The sequence below is a fragment of the Capnocytophaga sp. oral taxon 380 str. F0488 genome, assembly GCF_000318255.2.
Lineage (GTDB): Bacteria > Bacteroidota > Bacteroidia > Flavobacteriales > Flavobacteriaceae > Capnocytophaga > Capnocytophaga ochracea.
Genome location: NZ_KB291239.1, coordinates 11,066 through 18,215 on the forward strand (window position 1 = coordinate 11,066; position 7,150 = coordinate 18,215).

General features: G+C 38.9%; 10 protein-coding genes. All 10 read left to right on the forward strand.

Annotation, left to right across the window (positions count from 1 at the left end; all coding sequences use genetic code 11):
• Positions 1-354 precede the first annotated feature (354 nt).
• Positions 355-1,383: a rod shape-determining protein gene (locus HMPREF9078_RS10310; RefSeq protein WP_009420623.1), complete on the forward strand. Its 1,029-nt coding sequence runs from the start codon at positions 355-357 to the stop codon at positions 1,381-1,383.
• Positions 1,384-1,418: 35 nt separating this feature from the next.
• On the forward strand, positions 1,419-2,255 hold the full coding sequence (mreC, locus tag HMPREF9078_RS10315; RefSeq protein WP_002675472.1) for a rod shape-determining protein MreC: 837 nt from the start codon (positions 1,419-1,421) through the stop codon (positions 2,253-2,255).
• Positions 2,252-2,758: a rod shape-determining protein MreD gene (gene mreD, locus HMPREF9078_RS10320; protein ID WP_009411304.1), complete on the forward strand. Its 507-nt coding sequence runs from the start codon at positions 2,252-2,254 to the stop codon at positions 2,756-2,758. The genes mreC and mreD overlap by 4 nt, the downstream gene beginning before the upstream one ends.
• The gene (gene mrdA, locus HMPREF9078_RS10325; protein ID WP_002675470.1) at positions 2,755-4,614 is read left to right on the forward strand and encodes a penicillin-binding protein 2; all 1,860 of its coding nucleotides are present in this window, start codon (positions 2,755-2,757) and stop codon (positions 4,612-4,614) included. Before mreD ends, mrdA begins: the two co-directional genes overlap by 4 nt.
• The gene (locus HMPREF9078_RS10330; protein ID WP_009420624.1) at positions 4,614-4,805 is read left to right on the forward strand and encodes a hypothetical protein; all 192 of its coding nucleotides are present in this window, start codon (positions 4,614-4,616) and stop codon (positions 4,803-4,805) included. The genes mrdA and HMPREF9078_RS10330 overlap by 1 nt, the downstream gene beginning before the upstream one ends.
• A 6-nt stretch (positions 4,806-4,811) precedes the next feature.
• Positions 4,812-5,045 (forward strand): DUF5053 domain-containing protein, encoded by a 234-nt coding sequence (locus HMPREF9078_RS10335; RefSeq protein WP_009420625.1) that lies wholly within the window; start codon positions 4,812-4,814, stop codon positions 5,043-5,045.
• A gap of 220 nt (positions 5,046-5,265) precedes the next feature.
• Positions 5,266-5,817: a Maf-like protein gene (locus tag HMPREF9078_RS10340; protein WP_009420626.1), complete on the forward strand. Its 552-nt coding sequence runs from the start codon at positions 5,266-5,268 to the stop codon at positions 5,815-5,817.
• A 177-nt stretch (positions 5,818-5,994) separates the two neighbouring features.
• The gene (locus tag HMPREF9078_RS10345) at positions 5,995-6,441 is read left to right on the forward strand and encodes a polymer-forming cytoskeletal protein (protein WP_009420627.1); all 447 of its coding nucleotides are present in this window, start codon (positions 5,995-5,997) and stop codon (positions 6,439-6,441) included.
• Positions 6,392-6,634, forward strand: a complete 243-nt coding sequence (locus HMPREF9078_RS10350; RefSeq protein ID WP_082315870.1) for an AtpZ/AtpI family protein — start codon at positions 6,392-6,394, stop codon at positions 6,632-6,634. Before HMPREF9078_RS10345 ends, HMPREF9078_RS10350 begins: the two co-directional genes overlap by 50 nt.
• Entirely contained in the window at positions 6,624-7,007 is a 384-nt protein-coding gene (locus HMPREF9078_RS10355) for a hypothetical protein (protein ID WP_009420628.1), read from the forward strand. Before HMPREF9078_RS10350 ends, HMPREF9078_RS10355 begins: the two co-directional genes overlap by 11 nt.
• Positions 7,008-7,150: the final 143 nt, after the last annotated feature.

The following is a 7,150-nucleotide window of genomic DNA, read 5'->3' on the forward strand; positions in this document are numbered from 1 at the left end:
AAAAAGAGGGTTTCGAGGCGAAAGAAAAGGGAATGAGTAATGGATAAGGATAGGAACTCGGGGCTTACTCAAAAGTAGGTGAGCTATTGTAGAACGCTATACGAGATTAGAAATTAGTTTTACGTATACCCAAAAGATGTTATATTATATCGAATAGACATTATTTAATAGAAATTCATATGAACTGATAAACAGTGAGATAAGAGGAGGTTAGCCATAAAGTTTTGAGAAAAAGTACAAGAATATTTGTGTAGGTCAAAAAAAATCGTAAAATTGCACCCGCAAAAAGTAGTGTCTACAAAACACTTAAATAACTGATTTATAAGGTAAATATATAATAGAAAGAAAAATAATATGGGTTTTTTTGATTTCTTGACAGAAGAAATAGCCATTGATTTGGGTACTGCGAACACCCTCATTATTCACAATGACAGGGTAGTGATTGATAGTCCATCGATTGTAGCAATAGATAGGACAACCAGAAGAATTATAGCCGTAGGTAGAGAAGCACGGCTAATGCAAGGGAAAACACACCCTAATATCCCCACTGTTCGTCCGCTAAAAGACGGGGTAATTGCCGACTTTGACGCTTCGGAACAGATGATAGGAATGCTCATTAAGAGTATACCTGCGTTGCGCAAACGCTTTTTCTCGCCTTCGTTGCGTATGGTAGTTTGTATCCCCTCAGGAATTACCGAGGTGGAAACGCGTGCGGTACGCGAGTCGTGCGAACGTGTGAACGGTAAGGATATCTACCTCGTACACGAACCGATGGCAGCGGCTATTGGTATAGGGCTTGACATTATGCAACCTAAGGGTAATATGATTATCGACATAGGTGGGGGTACTACCGAGATTGCGGTGATTGCCTTAGGGGGTATTGTATGCGACAAGTCAGTAAAAATTGCAGGGGATATTTTCAACTCGGATATTGTGCACTATATGCGTACGCAACACAACCTTTACGTAGGGGAAAGTACTGCAGAAAACATCAAGATGACCGTAGGAGCTGCTACTGAAGACCTCGATGCCCCACCAGATGATATTATGGTACAAGGGCGTGACCTGCTCACCGGTAAACCTAAGCAAGTGCAAGTATCCTATCGCGAAATGGTGAAAGCACTGGATAAGTCTATTCTTCGTATAGAAGATGCTATAATGGAGACACTTTCGCAAACACCTCCTGAATTGGCTGCTGATATCTATAATACAGGTATCTATATGGCAGGTGGTGGGTCGATGTTGCGAGGGTTAGACAAACGTATTTCTATGAAAACTGACCTCCCTGTATACGTAGCCGAAGACCCTTTGCGTGCCGTAGTACGTGGAACAGGTATCACTCTAAAAAACATTAACAAATTCAGAAGTATTTTATTAAAGTAAAAATAGATAGAGGTAAGAGATAAGAAACAAGAGGTATGAACCAAATCATTCAATTCTTTATGAGGTCGAGGGACTTTTTTGTGTTCCTCGCACTGTTCTTATGCGCTATTGGTTTGGTTTTTAACAGCAATTATTATCCTCAGAGTGCTTACATAAACTCAGCGAATGCAGTGTCGGGTAGGCTTTACAGTTTCACAGACTATTGGGCACAATATTTTAGCTTACGCGGTCAGAACGAAACCCTTACTGAGGAGAATAGAGCTCTGCGCTCACAACTCTTACGGATGGAACAGCAAATCCGCAATATATCTCTTGTAGATTCGGTGTCATTCCCCACTACCGATTCACTGAAATACAAGGTACTTAAAGCAAATGTGATAAAAAATAGTTTCCGTTTAAAAAACAACTACCTCACTATCGACAAAGGTACGAAAGACGGTGTAAAGCAAGATATGGGAGTGCTCTCGCCACAAGGAGTTGTGGGGATAATAGAGAATACTTCGGAGAGGTTTGCTACTGTACAAAGTGTACTGAATACTAGGTCGGCACTAAATGCAATGGTGAAGCGCACACAACACTTTGGTTCATTGCGTTGGGATACCAGAGAGGTGAATAAAGTACAGCTGTTAGAAGTACCTAATATAGCCCCTATACAAAATGGAGACACGATTGTAACAGGGGGTATGTCGAACATATTCCCTAAGGGAATTCCTATTGGCAGGATAGTTCATTTTGAAAAGAGCAAAAAGGATAATACGTATATCATTGATGTAAAGCTATTTGCTGATATGTCGAACCTTGAATATGTGTATATTATTGAAGATAGAGATAGAGCAGCCGTTTCTGACTTAGAAAAACAGAACCCAAAATGAGTCACCCAGTAGTAAGAAATGTATATTTATTTGTATTCTTAGTGTTGTTGCAGGTACTCATCTTCAACAATGTGGAGTATTGGGGCTATGTAAATCCGATGGTTTACATAGTGTTTATACTGTTATTACCCTATCGTGAAAACAGAATGCCTTCATTGGTAGCGGCATTTTTAATAGGGTTGTGTATAGACATTTTTTCTAATACGGGAGGGTTGCACGCTGCCAGTAGTGTACTCATAGCTTATTTGCGTAATCCGATACTACTAACGGTATTTGGCAAGAATTTTGAGTATCAAGAATTGGATTTGCTCGCTTATCCGTTTTCTAAGATTTTTAGCTATACAACCTTGATGGTGGTAGTGCATCACACACTGTTTTATTTCTTAGAAGTCTTTAACTTCAATCACTTGTTTCTTACATTAGCAAAGATTGTAGGAGCATCTATCTTCACTATCATCGTTTGTTTGCTATTCATCTATCTGTTTAGTAAAAATAAGAAATGAGAAAATATCTGTTGCCCATTATTATTCTTTTTGTGGCAGTGGTGTTCTTAGTACGGTTATTCTTCTTACAAGTAATATTTCACGAGGAAAATACAGGAATTGACAACATTGCTATTGAAACGGTATACGATTACCCCGAACGCGGATATATTTACGACCGTAATGGAGAACTATTGGTATCGAACCAACCTGCCTATGACGTGATGGTTGTGCCCAGTGAGGTGAAAACTCTCGATACCTTAGAGCTTTGCGGACTCCTTGAAATCAGTAAAGAAGAGTTTAGAGAACGGCTCATAAAAGCAAGTGATTACTCACGCAAAAAACCTTCAGTAATCGTGCACCAGCTCTCCAAAGACGATTATGCTGTACTACAAGAAAAGTTGCGCAAGTTTCAAGGATTTTATATACAGAAGCGAATGCTCCGCAGTTACCTCACCCACAATGCGGGGAATGTATTGGGATATATCAGCGAGGTAAATGAATGGGAACTGAAAAAGAACCCTTATTACTTAGCTGGTGAACTGATAGGGCGCAGTGGGGTAGAAAAGCAATACGAGGAATTCTTACGAGGTAAAAAAGGTGTACAATTCTTCCAAAAGGACAAACACAATGCTGCCATTGAACGCTATAAGAATGGCGCAATGGATACTTTGCCTATCACGGGGCAACCATTGCAACTAACCATAGACATCAATTTGCAAGCCTATGGCGAAATGCTGATGCAACACAAACACGGCGGAATCGTAGCTATAGAACCTAAAACAGGTGAGATTCTCGCATTGATATCAGCACCTACTTTTGACCCTGCTCTGTTAGTAGGACGTGAACGCTCTAAGAACTACACAGCCCTTTATAACGATTCGATTGCTAAACCTCTTTACGACCGCACACTATTAGCAGAATACCCACCAGGTTCGCCTTTTAAAGTAATAAACGCACTCATAGGCTTACAGGAAGGTGTGATAACACCAGGTAGTGTGTTCAGCTGTGGAGGAGGTTATCGTTTTGGAGGGCGTATAATGCGTTGCCACTGCGGGCGCAGTTCTAATGACTTATTACACGGGATAGCTTTTTCTTGTAACTCTTATTTTGCGAATACCTATAAGCGTGCTATTGATATGAAAACCACTTCGGCAGTGGGTATGGACAAGTGGAATGCTCACGTACGAAGTTTTGGATTGGGAAGCTTTTTAGGTGCTGACTTACCGACGGGACGTGCAGGAAAAGTACCTAATACTGCTTTGTATGACAAACAATATGGTAAAGGTCGCTGGAACGGCACAACCAATATCTCTAACGCTATTGGGCAAGGAGAACTGCTTACCACTCCTATACAGCTTGCTAATGTGATGGCAGCCATCGCTAATAGAGGTTATTACTATACCCCTCATATCGTAAAAAAAATAGATAATAAAATTACTCCATTTCAAGAGTATACCGTTGCTAAACACACTACGATAGCCCCTAAGAACTTTGAACCTGTGATTAGAGGTATGAATATGGCATATGAACAAGGTACCGCACGCCGTACCCAAATTGAAGGTATTAATATTGCTGCTAAAACAGGTACCGCCGAAAACTTTATAAAAGTGAATGGCAAGCGTATGCAACTTACTGACCACTCTATATTCGTAGCTTTTGCCCCCATAGAAGACCCTAAGATTGCTATTGCCGTATTTGTGGAAAACGGGTATTACGGAGCACGAGTAGCTGCTCCCATCGCCTCACTAATGATTGAAAAATACCTAAAAGGGGAAGTATACCGCTGCGACCTCGAAAAGCAAATGCTCGAAAAGAGTCTTGAAGACGAATATATGAAGCCTTATAGCGGATTGCCTTTTACCATCAACCGATAATGAAGAAACAAATGAAATTAACGACCAAAGAAGAAAATTTGATTATTGCGATACGGAACTTTAGAGAATCTTTACATAATCCTTCAGAGGAGTTGGAATGGTATGTCCGTAGACTTTTCGAAGAAATTATAGATGGAGAAGATGATGAAGAACGTCGTAAGCTCATAAAAAAGGAACTTAGAAAAAAATAACACAATATGGAAATAGTAATTAATAAAAAGATGGCTACTAAACAACAAATACAAGACATCGCTCTTGATATTTCTTGGGCTAAAATAGCACGTAAGTATTTTGGTAAATCTGCTTCTTGGATATACGACAAAATAGACGATACTAATAACGGCTTCACCGAAACAGAAAAAGATCTTTTTAGAGGAGCTTTATATGATTTGGCAGAACGTATTCGCAAAACTGCAGATAATTTTGAATAAAGTTTAGATAATTATTATAGTCAAACAAAAATAGATTGCGAATAAATAGGCTTGTTCTTAGAAGGCGATTTGCAAATCGCTCCTACAATATACTAAAAAATCGACTGATTATCAGTGTATCAACTTTGCCAAAGTCTGAAACTTTGGCAAAGTGAACGATACAAAATTTGCAAACCAATCCTGATAGACTATACATTAAAATTGCCCGTGTGGCTCACATTTGAAAAAGATTATATTAGCCTCAGGCTCACCGCGCCGTCAGCAGTTCCTGAGAGAATTAGATATCCCTTATGAGGTAGTTCTCAAACCCATAGAGGAAACCTACCCTAAACACTTAAAGCGAGAGCAAATCACCGACTATCTCGCCCAGCTGAAAGCTACGCCCTTTGCAGGTGAAATACCTATGGATTGTGTGCTTCTCACCTCTGATACTATTGTGTGGCACGAAGGTAAAGCCCTTGGTAAACCCAAAGACGCTACCGAAGCTTTTGCAATGTTGCGTTCGCTCTCGGGGAAGACTCACGAGGTAATTACCTCTATATGTTTTACTACCAATGAAAAGCAAATAACGGAGCACTGTATTACAAAAGTAACCTTTAAAGAGCTTTCCGACGACGAAATAACCTATTACATCAGTCACTATCAGCCATTTGACAAAGCAGGAGCTTACGGTATACAGGAGTGGATAGGACATATAGGAGTCACCACTATTGAAGGCTCTTATAACAACGTAATGGGACTACCTACACACTTAATTAAAGAACAAATATAAAACAAATAAACTCTGGTAATTCTTGAATTTTACCAGAGTTTTTTCTTATACACTAATTAGCTTAAACTATTAAAAAACAATTTATTAAGAAAAATAATAAAAAAAGAATCATTAAAAAAATTGCAGTTTAAAAATATTTATTGTACTTTTGGGGCTGTATTTTAAATAGAAATACAAATGGCTATATTTAATAAAGAGAGAGATAATAAAAAGATTATTATGGCAGCAGAAAATCCCACAGGAAGTAGCAACCGTATTGTTGCTGAAACAAAATTCAAAGGAGAAATCAATTCAAAATCTGATTTTAGAATTGATGGTGAAGTGGAAGGAACTTTCCAAACTTCAGGTAAATTAGTAGTAGGCAGAACCGGTGTAATAAAAGGCACTGTGATTTGCGAAAACGCCGATATTGAAGGTAAAATAACAGGTACCCTCAAAGTGAGTAGTATTTTAAGTTTAAAATCTACCGCAGTTGTAGAAGGCGAAGTGTACGTAGATAAGCTTTCTATAGAACCAGGAGCGGTATTTAACGTTTCTTGCTCGATGAAAGGAGGCAAAAACAGCTTTACCATCAATGAAAAACCACAAGCACCACTTACAGCCGAAAAACAACCACCTAAATAAGTGGATTACCTTTTCACAAATAGGGCTACAAATGGCTATTACCATAGCCATTTGTAGCTTTTTTGGTGTTTGGTTAGATGGTAAATTTCCTAATGAGTACTCTCTATGGACAGTGGTATGTTCGCTTTTTGGGGTATTTGGAGCTATGTATTCAGTAATTAAGAAAGCCCAACAGATGAGCGATGAAGAGTAACATACTCCTGTTTGTAAAATATTTATTATTGCTTATTGCCGGAGGGGTAGGACTCTTTTGGTTGTATGATTATTGCGTAAACACAGAGGGTATTAGTTTGTACTATTCGCTAAAAACCTTGCTCATCTTCCATTGTGGTTTATCTTTCTTCTTATTTAGTATTATCTTCATTGTAAACAAAAGACGCAAACAGCACACTGCTTTTGCTTTTATGGCGGGCTTTGTATTGCGTTTTGTAGCCGTAGTAATTCTCTCACTTCCGCTGGTAAAAACTGTAAGTCCTTCTCCTTTATACGAAATGCTCTTCATCTTATTGCCCTCTCTTTATTTCACAACCATAGAGGCTGTATTAGCGATTCGGTTGATAAAATAAGTGGGAGCCGTATGGCGGGTAGAAAATTAGAAAATTTGGAAATTAGAAAATGAGAAAATGAGTAGTGATAAAAATAGTTTTTTGAGAGGTCTGACTTGTCGGACAAATCGGACTGGTCTGAGTTATCGGAGGAAAACGAAAAA

What these genes read in the sequence shown, in the direction of transcription:
- HMPREF9078_RS10310 (WP_009420623.1), top strand. Translation starts at nt 355, where the DNA reads ATGGGTTTTTTTGATTTCTTGACAGAAGAAATAGCCATTGATTTGGGT.
- mreC (WP_002675472.1), top strand. Translation starts at nt 1,419, where the DNA reads ATGAACCAAATCATTCAATTCTTTATGAGGTCGAGGGACTTTTTTGTG.
- mreD (WP_009411304.1), top strand. Translation starts at nt 2,252, where the DNA reads ATGAGTCACCCAGTAGTAAGAAATGTATATTTATTTGTATTCTTAGTG.
- mrdA (WP_002675470.1), top strand. Translation starts at nt 2,755, where the DNA reads ATGAGAAAATATCTGTTGCCCATTATTATTCTTTTTGTGGCAGTGGTG.
- HMPREF9078_RS10330 (WP_009420624.1), top strand. Translation starts at nt 4,614, where the DNA reads ATGAAGAAACAAATGAAATTAACGACCAAAGAAGAAAATTTGATTATT.
- HMPREF9078_RS10335 (WP_009420625.1), top strand. Translation starts at nt 4,812, where the DNA reads ATGGAAATAGTAATTAATAAAAAGATGGCTACTAAACAACAAATACAA.
- HMPREF9078_RS10345 (WP_009420627.1), top strand. Translation starts at nt 5,995, where the DNA reads ATGGCTATATTTAATAAAGAGAGAGATAATAAAAAGATTATTATGGCA.
- HMPREF9078_RS10350 (WP_082315870.1), top strand. Translation starts at nt 6,392, where the DNA reads ATGAAAAACCACAAGCACCACTTACAGCCGAAAAACAACCACCTAAAT.
- HMPREF9078_RS10355 (WP_009420628.1), top strand. Translation starts at nt 6,624, where the DNA reads ATGAAGAGTAACATACTCCTGTTTGTAAAATATTTATTATTGCTTATT.